15 protein-coding genes are annotated in these 18,037 nt (G+C 62.7%); 12 read left to right on the forward strand and 3 right to left on the reverse strand.

All coding sequences use genetic code 11. The annotated features are described in order from the left end of the window. Window positions 1-77: 77 nt before the first annotated feature. On the reverse strand, window positions 78-491 hold the full coding sequence (locus BLR35_RS19905; protein WP_090386139.1) for a DUF7975 family protein: 414 nt from the start codon (window positions 489-491) through the stop codon (window positions 78-80). A 60-nt stretch (window positions 492-551) separates the two neighbouring features. On the opposite strand from BLR35_RS19905, the gene BLR35_RS19910 reads away from it, so the two are divergent. Further along, a complete protein-coding gene (locus BLR35_RS19910) occupies window positions 552-1,187 on the forward strand; it encodes an adenylate kinase (protein WP_090386143.1) in 636 nt (211 codons plus the stop codon). An 8-nt stretch (window positions 1,188-1,195) separates the two neighbouring features. Here the strand turns inward: BLR35_RS19910 and BLR35_RS19915 are convergent, their stop codons facing one another. Both BLR35_RS19915 and BLR35_RS19920 read right to left on the reverse strand, forming a co-directional pair. Continuing rightward, window positions 1,196-2,677 (reverse strand): DUF7289 family protein, encoded by a 1,482-nt coding sequence (locus tag BLR35_RS19915; RefSeq protein WP_090386144.1) that lies wholly within the window; start codon window positions 2,675-2,677, stop codon window positions 1,196-1,198. A gap of 237 nt (window positions 2,678-2,914) precedes the next feature. Beyond that, window positions 2,915-5,701, reverse strand: coding sequence for a DUF7289 family protein (locus BLR35_RS19920; RefSeq protein WP_090386147.1), 2,787 nt, complete (start codon window positions 5,699-5,701; stop codon window positions 2,915-2,917). A 180-nt stretch (window positions 5,702-5,881) separates the two neighbouring features. On the opposite strand from BLR35_RS19920, the gene BLR35_RS19925 reads away from it, so the two are divergent. The 11 genes from BLR35_RS19925 (at window position 5,882) to BLR35_RS19975 (ending at window position 18,024) form a co-directional block, all read left to right on the forward strand. Next, on the forward strand, window positions 5,882-6,826 hold the full coding sequence (locus tag BLR35_RS19925; protein WP_090386149.1) for a DUF106 domain-containing protein: 945 nt from the start codon (window positions 5,882-5,884) through the stop codon (window positions 6,824-6,826). A gap of 97 nt (window positions 6,827-6,923) precedes the next feature. After that, window positions 6,924-7,499 carry a (d)CMP kinase gene (cmk, locus tag BLR35_RS19930; RefSeq protein ID WP_090386152.1) on the forward strand — a complete coding sequence of 192 codons (576 nt, stop codon included), beginning with the start codon at window positions 6,924-6,926 and terminating at the stop codon, window positions 7,497-7,499. A gap of 2 nt (window positions 7,500-7,501) precedes the next feature. Continuing rightward, window positions 7,502-8,413, forward strand: coding sequence for an RNA-guided pseudouridylation complex pseudouridine synthase subunit Cbf5 (locus BLR35_RS19935; protein ID WP_090386155.1), 912 nt, complete (start codon window positions 7,502-7,504; stop codon window positions 8,411-8,413). Window positions 8,414-8,693: 280 nt separating this feature from the next. Continuing rightward, a complete protein-coding gene (locus BLR35_RS19940; protein WP_090386158.1) occupies window positions 8,694-10,250 on the forward strand; it encodes an AMP-binding protein in 1,557 nt (518 codons plus the stop codon). Between the two features lie 66 nt (window positions 10,251-10,316). Further along, the gene (locus BLR35_RS19945) at window positions 10,317-11,018 is read left to right on the forward strand and encodes a helix-turn-helix domain-containing protein (RefSeq protein WP_090386160.1); all 702 of its coding nucleotides are present in this window, start codon (window positions 10,317-10,319) and stop codon (window positions 11,016-11,018) included. 100 nt (window positions 11,019-11,118) lie between these two features. Then, entirely contained in the window at window positions 11,119-12,483 is a 1,365-nt protein-coding gene (locus tag BLR35_RS19950) for an ABC transporter substrate-binding protein (protein WP_090386163.1), read from the forward strand. Window positions 12,484-12,491: 8 nt separating this feature from the next. Continuing rightward, window positions 12,492-13,442 carry an ABC transporter ATP-binding protein gene (locus BLR35_RS19955; protein ID WP_090386165.1) on the forward strand — a complete coding sequence of 317 codons (951 nt, stop codon included), beginning with the start codon at window positions 12,492-12,494 and terminating at the stop codon, window positions 13,440-13,442. Continuing rightward, window positions 13,439-14,143, forward strand: a complete 705-nt coding sequence (locus tag BLR35_RS19960) for an ABC transporter ATP-binding protein (RefSeq protein ID WP_090386168.1) — start codon at window positions 13,439-13,441, stop codon at window positions 14,141-14,143. The genes BLR35_RS19955 and BLR35_RS19960 overlap by 4 nt, the downstream gene beginning before the upstream one ends. Further along, window positions 14,140-15,165, forward strand: coding sequence for a branched-chain amino acid ABC transporter permease (locus BLR35_RS19965; RefSeq protein WP_090386171.1), 1,026 nt, complete (start codon window positions 14,140-14,142; stop codon window positions 15,163-15,165). Before BLR35_RS19960 ends, BLR35_RS19965 begins: the two co-directional genes overlap by 4 nt. After that, on the forward strand, window positions 15,155-16,558 hold the full coding sequence (locus BLR35_RS19970) for a branched-chain amino acid ABC transporter permease (RefSeq protein ID WP_090386174.1): 1,404 nt from the start codon (window positions 15,155-15,157) through the stop codon (window positions 16,556-16,558). The genes BLR35_RS19965 and BLR35_RS19970 overlap by 11 nt, the downstream gene beginning before the upstream one ends. Then, window positions 16,555-18,024 (forward strand): class I adenylate-forming enzyme family protein, encoded by a 1,470-nt coding sequence (locus tag BLR35_RS19975; protein WP_090386177.1) that lies wholly within the window; start codon window positions 16,555-16,557, stop codon window positions 18,022-18,024. The genes BLR35_RS19970 and BLR35_RS19975 overlap by 4 nt, the downstream gene beginning before the upstream one ends. Window positions 18,025-18,037 lie beyond the last annotated feature (13 nt).

The following is an 18,037-nucleotide window of genomic DNA, read 5'->3' on the forward strand; positions in this document are numbered from 1 at the left end:
ATTGGCAAAAACACCGAACCAGTTCGGTCCGGTTCGAGTTGGGGGTTCGGACCGACCGGGAGCCAGACGAAACTCCGTCAGATGTCGACGACCCAGACGCGAAACTCCTCGGGAAGGTCGTAGACCCGTCGAAACACAGCGTCGACGAACTGGGCGATTCGGTCGGTATCTACGTTCGCGCTCACCTGCAGGTTAGTCTTCCCGGCGTCCTCGAGACTGGTCCGCTCGTCGATCCTGAACGCCGGAAACTCCTCGAGGACCGACTCGAGCTCCTCGAGTTCGGACGGCGTACAGTCGAGGTTGACGGTTCCGTCACAGAACTGGATCCAGGGAATGTCGAGTTCGGGATCCAGTTGGTCGTCCGGTCCGGTGACGTGGCCGGTGTCAACCTGGAGCGTCAGGAAGCCACTGTCTCGCGTTTGATGCGCCGCAATCGCGTCGACGTACAACTCCCGTCGCTTCGCGGGGTCAGATGCGTCGAATCGTGTCACTACCCGAACGAACGCGCTCGTTTCTTTAAGCCTTTATGTGGCGCCGATGAACGCAGACACATGGCACAGCCACACATCCTGATCCTCGGGGCACCCGGGGCAGGAAAGGGGACCCAGAGCGCGAAGATCACCGAGGAGTTCGACGTCGACCACGTCACGACCGGTGACGCGCTCCGTGCGAACAAGGACATGGACATCTCCGACATGGACACGGAGTACGACACGCCACGGGAGTACATGGACCAGGGCGAACTCGTCCCCGACGAGGTCGTCAACGCCATCGTCGACGAGGCACTCTCTCAGGCCGACGGCTACGTGCTCGATGGCTATCCGCGGAACCTGGAGCAGGCCGAAGAACTCGAGGACATGACCGACCTCGACGTCGTCCTCTATCTCGACGTCAGCGAGGAAGAACTCGTTCACCGGCTGACCGGCCGCCGACTCGACCCCGAGACCGACGAGATCTACCACCTCGAGTACAACCCACCGGAGGATCCCGAGGTCGAGGAACGACTCGTCCAGCGCGACGACGACACCGAAGAGACCGTCAAGGAACGGCTGCGCGTCTTCCGGGAGAACACCGAACCGGTCATCGAGTACTACGAAGAACAGGGCGACCTCGAGCGTGTCGACGGCGAACAGGCGCCCGACGAGGTCTGGGAGGACGTGACGGCGACGATTCAGGACGCCCTCTAACTCCGATCCTATCGACTGCTGTTTTCGACGTCGACTTCGTAATGGGCGACGTTGAGATACGTTAGCTGCGGGGGCAGAGAGTAGGTATCCGGATAGAGCTGAATATCGTTGTCCTCGAGCGAGGAATCGTACTCGAAGGTCACGGACGCCGAGTGGATGTTGGCCGACGACGTCGCGACAGCGCCGGTGAAGTCGACGCTCGCTTGCATACAGACCTGCTCCGTACAGCCGGGATCGAAGACCTCGTTTTCGGTGTCACCCCACGGCTCGTCGCGTGGCGCATAGATCGTTCCCTCGTAGCTGGACGACTGGATGCCGACGTGTGTTTCGGACGTTCCGTACAGCTGTAACTGCGACGCGTTGCCGTCCGTCACGGAGACGTTGCCGTCGTGAAGGTCGAAGTTGCCAGTCGTGTAGATCTTCAGTTCGTGGTCCGACCCGCCCGCATCGGCGACGAGGTCGTCCTCGACGACGATGTCGTCGTCGACGATCAGCGTCGTATTTCCGCTCGAGATGTCGAACGTCAGTTCGTCCTCGATTCGTAGCTCGTCGGACCGCCAGTACGTTCCACTTTCGGATATCGGATCATCTTCGGTCGACAGCGGTGTGTGCTCTTTCTCGCCGTCCTCGATATCGTCGACCATCTCCTGGATTACCGAATCGAGTTCAGGAGCGGATCCGCCTTCGATATCGCCGTCGTCGACGTCCGCGTTGTCGAATCCGTCGACGTATTCGGAGACGAGGATGCCGTCTTCGAACGTCTCTTCGGCGTCGATGTAGCCGACACGAACGTCGATCGTCCGGTTCGCGTGGTCGACGTTTCGAACCGAGCTATCGCCCGCCTGATTCTCGAAGAACGACTCCCAGCCGCGATAGTAGTCGCTCTCGATGGTGATGGTGACGCTCTCGTTTTCGACGACTGCAGCCTCCTGAAAGGACTCCGTCCGTACGTGGGAAAACTGTACGTTACCCGCGTTGAGCCGCTCTTCGCCGGTCGCGGTCACGACCGGCAGCGTGAGCGTGTCGGTGACCGCGTCGTAATGTATCGACGGCGCCGAGATAACCTGCGTTTCGTTGCCCGTTTCCCGAAACACCGCGCCCGCCTCGTAAGCGATTTTCGTCCCGTCGTCGTTCTCGTACTCCACCGTTCCGATCGTCAGATCGTCGATCGCATCGTCGTCGAGCGCCTCCGAGGACACCGATATGACGCCGGATTCCTCCCGGACGACCGCACCGTCCTGTCCGATCTCGAGATCCAGTCCTCTCGAGACGTCAGTCGTCGACGACGCGGTCTGCATCTGCTGGCCCAGTTCGACGAACGCACTCTCGACGCGTTCCTGTTCGGCCTCCTGCTGAATACTGGTGACAGTATCACCGGCGACGAGAAAGATACTCACGCTAACAAGTGAAACCATACCGATCAAAATGACCACGCCGATGATAGCGGACTGGGCTCGCATCGTCGTCTCCCCTCGAGGTCGGAAACCCATATCATCTCGTGGAGGAAACGGTTAGAATAAGGGAGGAGACGGGTCAATTATTTCAACACCGTTCGTCGTCGTTCACGCCCGCCGTTCGTCTGATTGCCGTTTTCATAGAACGGCTAGTAAGACTCTCGAAAACGCTAGTTGAACGGTTTGAACGATCGAAGTGGAAAACAGGACGGCCGGACGGTTCCGAATTGTAGTGAACGAAAGTGTTCGATCGTCGAGACAAATGGTAGTTGTTCACCCGATGATTATTTCGTCCGATCGAACGTCGACCTGATCGGGATCGTACCCGGACTGATCTGGACTAGACCCGTCACCGGTATCTATCGGCTCTATCGATCCTGTTTCGTCACCAATGTCGATGACGTCGAGTTCCGGATCTTCGCCGGCGGTCCCACTACCGGGTGTGATCTCGACGTGTGCGATCATATCGTTGAAGTTTGGATCGCCTGCTTGAGAGTGTGCTATGTCCCAGTACTCGTCCGGTGTAATCGATTCTCCGCCCGGAAGGTGTGGATTTTCGTTGTTCTGTTCTGGATGATGTGTGAGCGTAAACGCGAAGATGAACTCGTTTTCTTCGAGATTCAGTTCGCCGTTTTCGTCGACTGGAACGTCGACACCAGGCCGCTCGAGCAGATCGTCGACCGCTTCCTGCCTGTCGACGCCCGGATCGAGTTCGGGGATCGCCGTGTCCTCTTCGCCTAACACACGAACATTGGTTTCGTTCGTTTCAGTGTCGGCGGTGAGGTCGACCAACTCGTTTCCGCCGCTTACAGCTTCGTCGGTACACTCGATGTGGTCGTAGATGGCTCCGTTGTAGGTGTCCGTCACCGTCTGTTCGCCGTACCCGCCACAGAACGGGTGACTGTACGACGCTGCATCGATCATGAGACTCACCCGTTCGTCGGTCGTAAAACTGTGACTGTAGATGGGCCTCGGTTCGTCGAACCGGTTGAGATTCGTATCACTCCACTCGGTTTCGATCGTTTCCGGTTCCCCGGCAGGATCGTTTTTCTCGTCGACGGGTTGCAATACGATGTCGGCCCGTGCCGGTAGCCACTCGATCTCGTACCCGTCGACGAGCAGTTCGATCTCGTCGCTCGGTGCTGATCCGCGTTCTATCGGACCGTCCCACTGCCAGTTCCCGGGCGAACTACCGATTCCACCGGAGTCGCCCTCCCAGGTCAGTTCATATCCCGAACCCTCGTTCCAGACGAGTTCGTTGGTATCCCACGACCAGACGTAATCGTGCTCGTTACAACCGCCGAACCAGCCCGGATCGACACACTCCCACGACGGTTCCGGTTCGGTCCCATCCGGCGAAACCCATCCACCCTCGTCCGATTTCTCGAGTTCGTCGTCGGAACCATCCGGCGAAGATGCGTCGAAACTGTACGTCATTCCGTCCCCGTCTGTCGTGAAGTTCCCGTCCGTTTTGTCGGGCACGTATGCGTTGCGACAGTTACGACAGTCCAATGGATTACTGTTCGACATTTCGACGCCGACGATCGAGACGTTCACCTCGGTGTTCGACGGGAGATTCACTTCGTCGGAGTCGGGATCGATCCCGTCATCGATACTGAGATAGCCACTCACCTCGTTTCCGTCGTCGATCACATCGACCGTTGCAGTGAGATCGCCCTGCGGAAGCAGGCTGCGATTGAACGTCCAGCTTGCAGTCGCGTTCTCACCGTACGTCCGATCGATCGTCGACGCGTTGGTCCCGGACCAGTCGGCACTGTCGGACTCGAGTTCGAGCTCGAGTTCCGACTCCGATGCGTTGTGTGCGCCCAGGTTGTGTACGTCGACCTCGACCGTCACGTGCTCGCCGGTTGCGTTGACGGGGTCGTTCGGATCCTCTGCTAGTTCCCCATCTACTCTTGGGTTAGAAACGTTGAGGTACGGATCTTCCTGTTTTGCGTAGTAGAAACTACCCGGTTTGTCGAGCTCGTCGTCTTCGGTCGCGACGGTGTATTCGTGTCGTTCGCCGTACGTTAGATTGTCGTGTCTTTCTGGTGGGATAGACAGGTTCGCCGCCGTCTCTTCGCCACCACCACGGGTGACGTTTTTCGGATCCGATTCGACAGAGTCAACGTCTAGAACCGTGAACGTAACGTTCTGTGAATCGCTCTCGTCGCCGTTGTTTCTGATGTCGGCACTGACGTTCAACGCTGTATCGGCTCGGTCGACGAAGCGGTTCGTCCCAGGCAGGTCGTCGTTCGTAAGTCCGTGATCGTCGGTCACGAGAAACTTCGGTGGCTCCGTCTCGGTGGCGTTCTCGATTGTGACTTCGACGACGCCGTCCGCTCCGTCGATAAACGGCGTATCGGCGTTCGACGTTACGTTGTCCGCACCGAACGCCGACTCGAGATGTGTCTGCCAGCCGTCGTGGTAGTCGCTTTCGACGACCAGCGTCAGATCGTTGTATCCCTCGCTGGTCGCGTTGTCGGCGGCGATCGCTATCTCGTCGGAAAGCGTACTATCGGGGTTCGGCTCGACGACCGCTTCGGTCCCGCTTACGGCGTCCTGGCTGAGAGTAGTAAAGTGAAGCTGGAGGATATCGTCGTCGTATCCGATATTCGGAGACGAGACGACGCGGGTCTCGCCGTCGGCTACTTCCCAGCTCGCGCCGCTCTGGTAGGCGATCGTTCGGTCCGAGAGTTCGTACTCGATCGCACCGATCGTCTCGATGGTAACAGTCTCGTTGGAGCCAGTAACTGATCCATTGTGCCAGACGATGTAGGCCTCTCCGTCGTCCCTATAGTTTGCATCCTCCCACGGGATCGTCTGCATCTGTCCGCTCGATGCCGCAGTCGCGATCCCGTGATCGGTCACCTCGATAGTCGACCGCGTCAGTTCCGCCTGACTTTCGGACTCGAGGGAGTCCAGCAGGACCCAGCCGGTGACTGCGAGCAACGTCGCGCCCACGATTACCATTCCAACCAGCAACACGAAGCCGATCTGTGGGGAGACACCCCGGTCGTCCGGTGCGTTGCCGGGTACGCTACTGGCTCCGCCAATCATTATTTCATAGAATTCCTGAATTATAGATATTAAATGTTGGGATGGATAGACGTCGAAGTAACGACCGACAGCACGAACGCGTGGTCGAACCGAAGAGGAGATTGGCTCCTCGGTCACAGTGACCACGACCGCCGACCAAAGATAAACACTTGTATACCGTACGTGCGCTAGCCCAATCAGATGACGCGTACAGCCGAGAAGATCAACGTCCTCGTTCGCGAGGATTCCTCGATGACCGACGCTCTCGAGGCCGTCCGCGAGGCAGCCGACGAGAACGGTGGCGAGATCCAGTGGGGAGACGTCAACGACGACCTGTCGAGCGGTCAGTGGGGTCGGTTGATCGAAAAAGGAGTGTTGGTCGACGGCGACGAGGGGTTCGAGATTGCCGATCGGGAGGCCTACGACGAGGCACTCGACGGTGACGCCGACGAGATTTCGGTTCCCGACGTCGACATCGACGACGAGGAGTCGAAATGGTCACAGTGGGACAAGATGGCGGCCGTCGGTTCCGTCCTGCTGATGATCGGATACTGGTTCGACTCGGTTCGCGGGACGGTCGGCGGTACGATCGACCTCGTCGTCGGTCCGCTCGATACCTTCCTGCCGTTCTACGCCGTGATTCTTTCGGTCGCGCTGTTGACTGGTCTGTACTCGACGCTGCTACAGGCGAACCTGATGAACCCCGAAATCATCGGGAAGTATCAGGAGCGGATGAAGGCCATGCAGGAGAAACAGAAAGACGTCCGCGAGCGCAAGCAGGAGGCCGAGGAACGCGACGCGAGCGAGGCCGAGATCGAACGTCTCGAGGACGAACTCGAGGAAGTTCGCGAAGAGCAGATGGAGGCAATGGCCGAGAACCTCGGGATGTTCAAAGAGCAGTTCCGACCGATGGTCTGGATCATGCTGTTTACCATCCCGCTGTTCCTGTGGATGTACTGGAAGATCCTCGACGGCGGCGTCAGTGACGCCGAGTTACAGATGATCATGCCGATCGCTGGCGACGTGTCGCTCGATCAGGGGCTGGTCGGACCGATGTGGGCCTGGATCGTCTGGTACTTCGTCTGTTCGATGGGCTTTACGCAGTTGCTGCGCAAGTCGCTGAACATCGATATGACGCCGAGCTAAACCTGCTCGTCGCCGGCAAAAATCCGATCTCCCGACTCGTCGTACCCTTTCCCGACCGATTCAAAACCCCTTTTAGCCGCCGCGTCGCAGTTCAGATATGTTACTTACCGTCTCCGGCCCGCCGGGAAGCGGGAAGAGCACGACTGCGGAGTTGCTCGCCGATGCGTTCGATCTCGACCACGTCAGCGGCGGCGACATCTTCCGCGAGTTGGCCGAGGAACGCGGCTATACGCCCCTCGAGTTCAACAAACTCGCGGAGGAGAACGACCAAATCGACCGTGACCTCGATCGTCGCCTGCGCGAGATCGCCGTCGAGGAGGACGACCTCGTCCTCGAGTCACGACTCGCCGGCTGGCTAGCTGGCGAGCAGGCCGACTTTCGGTTCTGGCTCGACGCACCGGCCCGCGTCCGTGGCGAACGGATCGCCGAGCGAGAGGGGAAAGACCCCGAACGGGCGACCGAGGAGACCCGTGCTCGCGAGGCCAGTGAAGCCCAGCGATACGAGGAGTACTACGGGATCGACATTCAGGATCTGGGAATCTACGATCTCTCGGTCAACACCGCTCGCTGGGAACCCGATGCGGTGCTCGACATGCTCGTCACCGCCGTCGGCGAGTACGACACCGACGGCGACGAAGGGAAGGCACAGGTCGACCTCGAGTACGAGTTCTGATAATGTCCGGACTTCGTGGCCCACCCGAGGACCGATCGCCTGCCGAACTCCTCGAGTTCGGCGTCGTCAACCTGGACAAACCGCCCGGCCCGTCCTCCCACCAGGTCAGCGGTTGGCTCCGGGACTCGGTCGCCGACGCACTCGCCGACGGTGAAGCGGACGCGACGATCGATCGGGCCGCCCACGCGGGGACGCTCGACCCCAAGGTCACTGGCTGTCTGCCGATCATGTTCGGTGATGCGACGCGACTTGCGCAGGTCTTCCTCGAGGGTCCGAAGGAGTACGTCGCCGTCCTCGAGTGTCACGGCTCGGTGCCGGCCGACGCCGAATCGATCGTCGCGGAGTTCGAAGGACCGATCTACCAGAAGCCGCCCCGCAAGAGCGCGGTCGCGCGTCGGCTACGCGTGCGTGAAATTTACGATCTGGACGTCCTCGAGGCCGAAGACCGCCGACTCCTCGTCCGGATTCGGTGTGAGAGCGGAACCTACGTGCGAAAGCTCTGTCACGACCTCGGGCTGGCGCTCGGAACTGGTGGGCACATGGGTGACCTCCGGCGCACGATGACGTCGCCGTTCGACGATTCGACGCTGCACTCTGCCCACGAGTTCCTCGACGCGCTCGCGTTCTGGGCCGAAGACGACGACCCCGACCTCCTGTACGAGGTTGTCGAACCTGCCGAACGAATCCTCGAGGGGATACCGAGCGTCGTGATCGCCGAAAGCGCAGCACGCGAGGTCGCGGAAGGTGCGCCCGTCTACGCGCCGGGCGTTCTCGATGTCGGCGACGAGGTGTCTCGAGGGAATCTCGTCGCCTGTTGTACGCCCGACGGCGCTGCCGTCGCACTCGGGGAGTTCGTCGGATCGGCCGACGCCGAGTCGGGTGTGGTCGTCGACCTCGAGCGCGTGCTCGTCTAGTCCTTCAGGGTCGGTCGCGGGTTGATACTCGAACGCCGGATTACTTTGTCCGTGATTATCATGTATACTGTATGCCAACAGTAACCACTCGGGGGATTCCCGATCCGGAGGATGACGGCGCTTTCGATGACGGGCCAGCCGTTTTCGTCCCCGACAGTTCGACGCGGCACTGGCAGTGCGCTCTCCGTAACGGGCCGTGGATGGCTCGCTCGAACGGCTCGGGCGTTCTGCCGACATCGGATACGCTTCCGGCGCGATGGGCTGCAGGTGGCGATGGCGCATGAACTGGGGAACGGACCCCTACGAGTGGGTCGGTGACTGGAGTGGACGGCGTGCGGCGCTCTCGCCGGATCGCACCGCCGTCGTTGACGAAACGGTCGGCGAAGCATACACGTACGGTGATCTGGAGAACCGTGCCAACGCGACGGCGCGGCTGCTCGAGTCCGTCGGCGTCGGCGAGGGCGACCGCGTCGCGGTCGTCTCCCGGAATCGGGTCGAGCCGTTCGACCTCTTCTTCGCGACGGGAAAGCTTGGAGCGATCCTCGCGCCGCTTTCCTACCGGCTGGCACCGCCGGAACTCGGGGAGTTGCTCGACCTCGTCCAACCCCGATTGCTGGTCATCGAGTCGCCGTTCGTCGAGCGCGTCGAGCACGCCCTGGCACGTGCCGATGTCGATCCAGTCGTCGTCGAGCTAGCTGGCGACGAGATCGCAGGTGGCTGGGAGTTGTTCGCGGAGAACGTCCCGGACGACGAGTCACCGGTCGAGACGGCCCGCACGTCGCTGTCGGATCCACACCTCCTGTTGCACACGGGTGGTTCGACGGGGACGCCCAAGGAGACCACGGTCACTCACGGCTCGATCTACTGGAACTCGTTCAACACGATTACAGCGTGGGGGCTTCGCGACGACGACGTCGCGCCGATGGTGTTCCCGCTGTTCCACACCGGCGGCTGGAACGTGCTTACGCTCCCGTTTTTCAACATGGGTGGAACGCTGCTCGTCGACCGGGAGGTCGAGCCGGATCGCGTCTTGGAACAGATCGACCGCCACGGTGCGACCGTTCTGGTCGCAGTTCCGGCAGTCCTGCGGACGATGGCCCGCCACGACGCCTGGGAGGGGACGGATCTCTCGACGCTGCGATTCGTCAAGAGCGGCGGCGGCCCCTGTCGTGATGCCATCGTGCGTGCGTGGCGCGAGCGCGGCGTCGAGTTCTCCCAGGGCTATGGCCTGACCGAGTGTGGGCCGAACAACTTCGCGATGCCGGACGAGTGGGAACCCGAGAAGGTCGCCAGCGTCGGCAAACCCGTCATGTGCGCGGACGTCCGCGTCGTCGACGACGAGGGGCGGCCGCTCGAGAGCGGCGAAATTGGCGAACTCGAACTCGCCGGCCCCCACGCTGCCACGGAGTACTGGGGCGACTCGGGAGCGGGCGAAGAGACGTTCGAGGACGGCTGGGTGTCGACGGGTGATCTTGCTCGCCGCGACGAGGACGGCTTCTACCACATCGAGGGCCGCAAGAAGAACATGTTCGTCAGCGGCGGTGAGAACGTCTACCCACCGGAGGTCGAGGACGAAATCGCGGATCATCCGGCCGTCTCCGAGGCGATCGTGATCGGCGTTCCAGACGACCAGTGGGGCACCGTCGGGAAGGCAGTAGTCGAACTCGCCGACGACGTCTCGTTCACGCTCGAGGACCTCGAGGTCCACCTCGATGGGCGTCTCGCCCGCTTCAAGATCCCGAAGTACCTCGCGTTCGTCGACGAGATGCCGACGAGTGGGCCGTCGAAACTCGACCGGACAGCCATCAAAGAACGGTTCGGCGAACAGTCGGAATAATTGGATTACTGACCGACAAAGACAAGTGATGACATACCAAATACAGTACGAACAGTACGATCGTCCATGATGGACATTACCCTGGATATGGAGCAGTACGACTGTCCGTTCATCGATACGACGGACGATCACGACGTGTCGTTTACTACGCTCCACTGGAAGTTCGACTCCCACCAGCGGGAACTCGAGACGCGGATGGTCGTCGAGGGGGAGAGTCGAGAGACACTCGAGTCGGGGCTGTCGGCAGTACAGGAACACCACAACATGTGCGAGTGTGCCCTGTTCAAGAAGCGCGACGATACCGCCGTCATCAGGACTGTTATCGGCGAGACGGATGCGATGGGCGTCATCCGGAACAATGGGGGGTACGTCACCGGTCCCTTCCACATCGAAGACGGTCGCGAACGCTGGGAGGTCGGGTTCGACGACGACGAGACGGCCGACGACGCGCTGGCCGAACTCGAGGTCAACAACGAGTTCGACGTCGAATCGCGGACCTCAGTCGCGTTCGACGACGCCGCCGACGTGATCGAACACGTCGGAGCGGCGAGCGAACTGCTCGAGGGCTGTCGCTCGCTCTCGGCGGTCGAACGCGAGACGCTGACGGTGGCGGCACGGAAGGGCTACTTCGACCAGCCGCGTGGCGCGACCCTGCAGATGCTCGCCGAGGAGTTCGACGTCTCCGATACGGCGGTCTCGAAGAACGTCCGCCGGGCCGAACGGAAGGTGCTTCGACGGGTCGTAGAGGCACTCGAGTCGATCGAGTAGCCACGGGGAACGCGACGAAACGGGTCCGTAGCAACGGCTCGGCCGGGTTTGTATACCAACCCCTCTTCCCATGGTAGTATAACGACATACTATTCCTAATATGGGATATGATACCACCCGGCGCGAGACGCTGAAAGGAACAGGGGCGCTAACCGCGGTCGGCATCGCTTCGCTGGCTGGCTGTCTCGACGACGGTGGAGTCGCTGGCGACGATCCGGCCGACGAGACGCTGACGATCGGTGCGATCCAGCCAGTGTCGGGGGAGCTCGAGTACTACGGCCAGATCAGCCTGATGGGGTTCTATTCGGGGCTGGCCTACAAGTACGACCTCGATCCGGTCGAGGGAATGACGACGGGGACGTACGAACTCGACCCAGAGGACGGACCGACGTTCGAGATCATCGTCCAGGACACGGAGTTCGCCCCGGACACGGCACAGCGAGTCGCTGAAGACCTCGTCGTCGACGAGGAAATCGACGTGCTGTTCGGCGCGTCGTCTTCCGACGCCGCCCGGCAGATCATCCCGAACGTCGTCGACGAGGCGGAGATCCCGTACATCGTCGGCCCGGCCGCCGACGGCGACATCACCGTCTCCGGCGATCACTGTCACGAACTGGCCTTCCGGGCGAGCGAACACACTGCGATGGACGCCCGCGCGGGCGGCCGGTACGTCGCCGAACAGGGCGACATCTCGACGGTCGCGATCTTTGCTGCGGAGGGAGCGTTCGGAGAGGGCGTCGCGAACAACTACCAGGAGGTACTCGAGGAGCACGACGTCGAAGTGCTCGAGCCGCGGTTCGTCGAACAGGGGTACAGCGAGTTCGAAGGGATGTTCGACGAGGCGATCGAGCAGGGGGCCGACGGCGTCGTCGGCGGCTTCACGTTCGCGACGCTTCCCGAGTTCCTCCCGACGGCGATGAACTACGACGAAGTCCAGGCGTTCGGCGGCTTCGCCGAACTCGTCACGACCCAGATTACGGGCCAGACTGTCGAGGCCGTCCTCGGCGAGGACTTCACGGCCGAAGACATCGAGGAGGCCGGACTCGGACCGTTCACGACGCGATACCACTGGAATCAGTACGACAACCCGATCAACGACGAGTTCGTCGACCTCCACGTCGACGCCTACGACCAGGTACCGGACCTGTTCAGCGCCGGTACCTTCGTCGGCGCATCGGCGCTCGTTCAGGCGATCGAGGAGACGGGATCGACGAACGGCGACGACATCGCCGATGCGATGCGCGGAATGACCGTCACGGACACCCCGAAAGGTGAGAACGCCTACACCTTCCAGGAGCACAACAACCAGGCCGCCTCCGAGATGACCGTCGCCTGGCCCGTCCCGACCAGCGAGGAGTACGAGGACACCTGGGACGCCGCCGTGATGCCCGGCGAACCGGTCGAGACCTACGAACCCGAGGACGTGATGGTGCCGACCGACGAAGCGACCTGCGATCTGGGGTGAGTGATCGAATGTTACTCTCGACACACGGACTCACGAAGGAGTTCGGCGGAATCACCGCCGTCGACGGCGTCGAGTTCACTCTCGAGGAAGAGGAACTCTGCTCGGTCATCGGCCCCAACGGTGCGGGGAAAACGACCTTCTTCAACCTGCTGACGGGCGTCCTCGAGCCGACACGGGGACGGATCGAGTTCCTTCCTAAATCCGCACGGCGCGAGGCTATCGCCGATGCCCTGGCGGAAGACGAGGAACTGGCAAGCAGGTTCGAGACCGAGGCGGAACTCGCCGGAGCGATCGAAGCCGGTGACGTCTCGAGCGACGTCGTCGATCCCTGGCTCGAACCGGTAGACGTCACCGGCGCTTCGCCCCACGAGACGGCGTTGCTGGGGATCCACCGCTCGTACCAGGTGACGAATATTTTTCCAACCGTTTCGGTTCTCGAGAACGTCCGCATCGCTGTCCAGGCCCACCAGGGGAACGACTCCTGGCGGTTCTGGCGAAACGTCAACGCCTTCGACGACCACATAGCGGAGGCCGAGTCGATCTTGGAGCGGATCGGACTCCTCGAGTACGCCGACGAACCCGCCGAGAACCTCAGTCACGGCGAGAAACGCAACCTCGAGATCGGCATCGCGCTGGCCGGCGACCCCGACGTATTGCTGCTCGACGAACCGACGGCAGGCGTCTCGAGCGAAGACGTCGATCGCGTGACTGACATCATCGAAGACGTCGCCAGCGATCACGCCGTCATGCTGATCGAGCACAACATGGACGTCGTCATGGGGATCAGCGACCGGGTCGCGGTGCTCAACCAGGGCGAACTCATCGCCCAGGGCGAACCCGAAGAGATCCGCCAGAGCGAGGCGGTCCAGCGGGCCTACCTCGGCGGCTACGAGGGCGACGGCTCCTCGACTGCGGCCGCGACCGACGGCGGATCCGATCGGGAGGTGTCCGCGGGATGAGCGATCCGTTGCTCGAACTCGAGGGTGTTCACACCTACTACGGCGAGAGCCACGTCCTCCAGGGCGTCGACCTCACGGTCGAGGAGGGCGAGATCGTCGCTCTGATCGGGCGCAACGGCGTCGGGAAGACGACGACGCTGCGATCGATCCTGCAACTGACGCCGCCTCGAGAGGGAAGCGTCCGGTTCCGAGGCGAGGATGTCACCGGCGAGAGCACCCACGAGGTCGCCGATCGTGGCATCGGCTGGGTGCCCGAGGAACGGCGGATGTTCGGCTACCTCACCGTCGAGGAGAACGTCCGCGTCTCCGTCGGTCCCGACCAGGAGTACGAGGCACTGCGGGAGTACGTCTTCGACCTGTTCCCCGACCTCGAAAAGTTTCGGGAGAAAGAGGCCCGGAACCTGAGCGGCGGGCAACAGCAGATGCTCGCGATCGCACGCGGCATGGTCGGCGACAACGACCTGCTGCTGGTCGACGAACCCAGCGAGGGACTCGCACCGATGATCGTCGACCAGGTCGTCGAGGCGCTCCGTGAGGCATCGGAGGAGACGACGATGATCCTCGTCGAACAGAACTTCCCGCTGGCGATGGACCTCGCCGACAGGTTCTACCTGCTCGATCACGGCACCGTCGTCGAGTCGGGAACGACCGACGGCGTCACCGCCGACGACGAACGAATCCGGAGGTATCTGTCAGCATGACCGGAAGCGTACTCCTCTCGGAAACACCGCTTCTCGTCGACGCTATTGGGCGGTTCGTCCAGCCCGACACCATCGCACGCATCCTCATCGAAGGACTCGGAAAGGCGGCGATCTACTTCATCATCGCCGTCGGCCTGACGCTCGTGTTCGGACTCATGGGCGTGCTCAACTTCGCCCACGGCGCGTTCGCGATGCTCGGCGCGTACGTCGGCGGCGTCCTGATGGTGCTCGCCGTCTCGAGCGGTACCGGTCCGTTCGCGCGGGTCGCGTTCTTCGTCGTCGTCGCAGCCGTCGTCTTCGCGCTCGTGACGGTCGTCGGCAGCGCGCTCGAGATCGGGCTCGTCCGGCCGATCTACGACCGGACGCCGATGTACCAGATCCTGCTGACGTTCGGCGTCGGACTCATTCTGGAGGAGGGTGCACGGATCGTCACCTCCGCCCAGGGTATCCAGCCCGAACCGACCTGGACGGGTGCGGCGGCGACGATCCCGAGCGCACTCGAGTCGTTTTACTCGATTCTGGGTGCGAGCATCCGTGGATTCTACATGTTCGCGATCGTCGCCGGCGTCGTCGTCGCGACGGCGGTCTGGCTGTTCCTCAACCGGACGCTGTACGGCCTCTACATCCGGGCCGGCAGCGAGGACTCCGAGATGGTCGAGGCGCTCGGGATCGACGTCCGGAAGGCGTTCACCGTCGTCTTCGGGCTCGGAACCGGGCTCGCGGCCGTCGGCGGCGTCTTCCTCATGTGGGACCCTACGTGGGGGCCGAGCGTCCTGCTGAACATCGACGTGTTGCTGTACGCGTTCGTCGTGGTCGTCATCGGCGGCCTCGGCTCGTTCAAGGGGACCCTCGCTGCCGCAGTGATCGTCGGCATCGCCGACTCGTTCACGACGTGGCTGTTCAACACGGGCATCGTCGCCTTCCCGGGCTTGCCCGAAGTGACCGTCTTCGCCCTGCTGGTGATCGCACTGATCGTGCGTCCACAGGGACTGTACGGCGTCGAGGAGGTGGGTGGCCATTAGCCCGAATCGTGACGAACGCGGGCGGGACGCCGTCTCGCCCGCGAGCGACGGCGGCACCGAATCCGCCTCGGCGAGCACCGACGGCGAGGAGGTCGCCGAAGGGTCGGCGTTCGCGAACCTGCTCGAGGACGGAAGCTGGGTTCGTCAGTATCTGCGCGACCACACGGCCCACGCGCTCGTCGTCGCGTTCTTCGTGATCTACCCGCCGCTGTACGGTGTCCTGTTGCGGCTCCCGGGGATCGACCTCGGGGTCGTTTCGTTCGCTCCGGCTGCCTTCTTCGACGCCTTCCTCCCGGGGACGACGTTCCTGATCGCAATGTTGTTCCTCGGACTGTTCGCGATGAGTTTCGACTTCATCAGCGGCTACACGGGCTACCTCTCGTTCGGCCACGCCGCGTTCTACGGTATCGGGGCGTATTTCATCGTCCTCGCGGCGAACGGACAGATTCCGGGAATCCCGGGGGGAACGCCCTTCATGATCACGATGATCATCGGTGGGATTCTCGCCGCCATCGCTGCGCTCGCGATCGGTGCGGTCTCCTTCCGGCTGACCGGCGTCTACTTCGCGATGATCACGCTCGGGTTCGCCCAGGTGCTGTACGAACTCATCCGCAACTGGGGCTACGTCGCGTCGAACCCACAGGAGGGGCCGAACATCGGCGGACCGACGCCCGAAATCGGCGTCCCGTTCGTCGACTCGCTGTCCGTGGCGCTCGGTCGGCTCGCCGGCGACAGCTTCGAGAACGTCCTCGGACTGGGGATCGATGTCTCGGCGACGCTGACCTCCTACTACGCGATCGGGCTGATCGTCCTCCTCTGTTACTTCGCGATGCAGCGGATCATCCACTCGCCGTTCGGCCGGGTGATGATCGCCATCCGCGAGAACGAGGAACGCGCCAGAGCCGTCGGCTACAACGTATTCTGGTACAAGATGGGTGCCTTCGCCTTCAGCGCCTTCTTCGCCGCGATTGCCGGCGCACTGTTCGCCGCCTTCCGCGGTTCGGCGTCGCCCGACAACACGTTCTACTTCCTCGTCACCGCAGACGCCCTGATCGTCGCGATCATCGGCGGTCTCGGGACGCTTGCCGGACCGTTCTTCGGCTCGGCGTTCTTCGAGTGGCTCGAGGACGTCCTCTCCTCGGAACAGGGCGGGCTCGCCCCGTACCTCCGGGAGGGACTCCCCGAGAGCGTGTTACAGGCCGACGTCGGCGGCATCACCTTCCTCGAGGTAATCAACGCCGTCGTCGACGGGCGTAGCCAGCTGTACCTGGGTATCGTCTTCGTGTTGTTCGTGCTGTTCGTCCCCAACGGGCTGCTCGGGTCGATCCGCGATCGGCTCGGCGGCACCGTTGCGAAACGATTCCCCGACTACCTCGATCGATACCGACGATGACGCTCTCGATTCACCGACGCGCAAACCACTACGGGTCGCGTCTCGCCGTCGCCGACTACGACGGCGACGAGCGACGGGAGTACGACTACGACGACCTCGCGGCGATGGCCGACGAGTACGCACGCCGGCTGGCCGACCACGGCGTCGGTCCCGGCGACCCGGTCTGTGTACTCTCGCGGAACCGGCCCGAACTGCTCGGGCTGTTCTTCGCCGCCGTCGAAACGGGGGCGATCCTCGCGCCGATCTCCCAGCGGCTCCCCGCCGAGACCGTCGAAACCCTGCGCGAACGGATCGATCCGGCACTCACGCTGTGCGAAGAGCGGTTCGAGGAACTGGCACCCGACGCGACGACCCTCGAGTCGTTCACCGCGGGCGAACCGGAGACGACCGAGGTCGAGCGAAACCCGCCGGAGCGCGACGACGACCGGCCCGTACTCTACCTGCACACCGGTGGAACGACCGGCGTCCCAAAGGTGGTCGTCCTCCCGGCACGCCAGCTCGAGTGGAACTGCATCACCGAAGTGTCGGCCTGGGGACTGGGCAAGGAGGACGTCTCGGCGACCCTGCTGCCGCTCTTTCACACCGGCGGCTGGAACCTGCTGACGCTGCCGACGCTGTACGCCGGCGGCCGTATCGTCCTCCACCGGGAGTTCGATCCCGTCTCGGCTCTCGAGTCGATCGAAGCGGAGGGCGTGACGCGAGTGTTCGCCGTCGCCGCTATCTTCCAGGCGATGGCAGCGGCCGATCGGTTCGACGAGACCGACTTCTCGACCGTCGAGTGGTTCATGAGTGGCGGCGGCCCCACGCCGACCGCCGTGATGGAAGCGTACCGGGAGCGCGGCCAGCGGTTCACCCAGGGGTACGGGCTGACCGAAGGCGGCCCGAACAACCTCTACTTCGACCCCTCACGGTCAGACACCGAAAAGGCCGCCGAGAGCGTCGGCAGGCCGTTCCCCGACTGCTCGGCTCGCGTCGTCGACGAGGACGGCAACCCGCTTCCCGACGGCGAGACCGGCGAACTCGAGCTCTCGGGACCGGTGACGGCCGCGGGCTACCTCGGGACGGAGGACGGCACCTTCGAGGGGCAGTGGGTCTCGACCGGCGACCTCGCGAGACGTGACGAGGACGGTGACTACTACATCACCGGCCGGACGGACAACATGTTCGTCAGCGGCGGCGAGAACGTCTACCCCGAGGAAATCGAATCGGCGCTCGACCGCCGGGACGACGTCGACGCCGTCGGCGTCGTCGGGATTCCCCACGACCGGTGGGGAACCGTCCCGAAGGCCGTCGTCGAAGGAGATGATCTCGAGGCCGACGACCTCGAGGCCTACTGCCGGGAACACCTCGCCGGCTACGAGGTGCCCGAGGCGTTCGAATTCGTCGACGAACTCCCGCGGAGCGGCCCCGGGAAGATCGACCGCGAGGCGCTCGAGACGGAGTTCGGTGCGGGTGAGAACGCGTGATTGCGGGGTGGTT

The sequence above is a fragment of the Natronobacterium texcoconense genome (assembly GCF_900104065.1).
GTDB classification, from domain to species: Archaea; Halobacteriota; Halobacteria; order Halobacteriales; family Natrialbaceae; genus Natronobacterium; species Natronobacterium texcoconense.

Coding starts and splice junctions, on each gene's coding strand:
- BLR35_RS19925 (WP_090386149.1), top strand. CDS start 5,882: ATGACGCGTACAGCCGAGAAGATCAACGTCCTCGTTCGCGAGGATTCC.
- BLR35_RS19940 (WP_090386158.1), top strand. CDS start 8,694: ATGAACTGGGGAACGGACCCCTACGAGTGGGTCGGTGACTGGAGTGGA.
- BLR35_RS19920 (WP_090386147.1), bottom strand. CDS start 5,701: ATGATTGGCGGAGCCAGTAGCGTACCCGGCAACGCACCGGACGACCGG.
- BLR35_RS19915 (WP_090386144.1), bottom strand. CDS start 2,677: ATGGGTTTCCGACCTCGAGGGGAGACGACGATGCGAGCCCAGTCCGCT.
- BLR35_RS19955 (WP_090386165.1), top strand. CDS start 12,492: ATGTTACTCTCGACACACGGACTCACGAAGGAGTTCGGCGGAATCACC.
- BLR35_RS19910 (WP_090386143.1), top strand. CDS start 552: ATGGCACAGCCACACATCCTGATCCTCGGGGCACCCGGGGCAGGAAAG.
- BLR35_RS19975 (WP_090386177.1), top strand. CDS start 16,555: ATGACGCTCTCGATTCACCGACGCGCAAACCACTACGGGTCGCGTCTC.
- BLR35_RS19935 (WP_090386155.1), top strand. CDS start 7,502: ATGTCCGGACTTCGTGGCCCACCCGAGGACCGATCGCCTGCCGAACTC.
- BLR35_RS19960 (WP_090386168.1), top strand. CDS start 13,439: ATGAGCGATCCGTTGCTCGAACTCGAGGGTGTTCACACCTACTACGGC.
- BLR35_RS19945 (WP_090386160.1), top strand. CDS start 10,317: ATGATGGACATTACCCTGGATATGGAGCAGTACGACTGTCCGTTCATC.
- BLR35_RS19965 (WP_090386171.1), top strand. CDS start 14,140: ATGACCGGAAGCGTACTCCTCTCGGAAACACCGCTTCTCGTCGACGCT.
- BLR35_RS19950 (WP_090386163.1), top strand. CDS start 11,119: ATGGGATATGATACCACCCGGCGCGAGACGCTGAAAGGAACAGGGGCG.
- cmk (WP_090386152.1), top strand. CDS start 6,924: ATGTTACTTACCGTCTCCGGCCCGCCGGGAAGCGGGAAGAGCACGACT.